The sequence below is a fragment of the Streptomyces sp. BR123 genome, from assembly GCF_013401435.1.
In the GTDB taxonomy this organism is placed as follows: domain Bacteria; phylum Actinomycetota; class Actinomycetes; order Streptomycetales; family Streptomycetaceae; genus Streptomyces.
Window position 1 is genome coordinate 1 of sequence record NZ_JACBGN010000640.1, and the last position, 892, is coordinate 892.

Annotated in this window: 1 protein-coding gene; it reads left to right on the plus strand. The window is 75.6% G+C overall.

Annotated elements, in window-relative coordinates; translation table 11 throughout:
* On the plus strand, positions 1-892 hold an 892-nt coding region (locus tag HYE82_RS36815), incomplete at both ends, for a PP2C family protein-serine/threonine phosphatase (protein WP_179178568.1).

Consider the following 892-nt stretch of genomic DNA (forward strand, 5'->3'; position numbering starts at 1 on the left):
GGCGTACCCTCCCTGCCCCCCGGACAGCGCAACGGACGCGCCCCCTCCGCACCGCTGCGGCGGGTAGCCTTCGCCTCCGCCGTCTCCGACGCCCCCCCGTCCGGCGCCGGCGCCGCCGTCGCCGTCGGCGAGACCCACCGCTACCCGGCCGCCTCCCCCGGCGCCCTCGCCCTGCGCACCGCACGACCGCGCATCATCGAAGGCGGCGAACCCGACGACCTCGTCCAATCCACCCTCGTCGTGCCGATGGTTGCGCACGACACCGTCGTCGGACTCGCCCAGTTCTCCCGCACCAAGGGCAGCGAGCCCTTCGGCGAACGCGACCGGGCCGTCGCCGTCGAACTCGCCGCCCGCGCCGCCGTCTGCATCGACAACGCCCGCCTCTACCGGCGCGAACACGAACGGGCCCTCATACTGCAGCGCAGCCTCCTCCCACCCGGCGACCCCGAAGCGGCCGGCCTCGACATCGCCTGCCGCTACCTGCCCGGCAACGCCGCCACCGAGGTCGGCGGCGACTGGTTCGACGTCATCGAACTCCCCGGCCACCGCACCGCCCTCGTCGTCGGCGACGTCATGGGCCGCGGCCTGCGCGCCGCCGTCGCCATGGGCGAACTGCGCACCGCCGTACGCACCCTGGCACTCCTCGACCTGGAACCCGCCGAGGTACTCACCGCCCTCGACGAGATCGCCCGCGGACTCGGCGCCCCCGGAGGCTCCCAGCAGGCCTCCCGCGCCGCCCTCCAGGCCCGCGACGCCGACCGCTCCGAGGTGTACCTCGCCACCTGCGTGTACGCCGTCTACGACCCCGTCACCCGGCGCTGCACCATCGCCAACGCCGGCCACATGCCGCCCGTCCTCGTCGAACCGCCCGAACCGGGCGCCCCACCCCGGC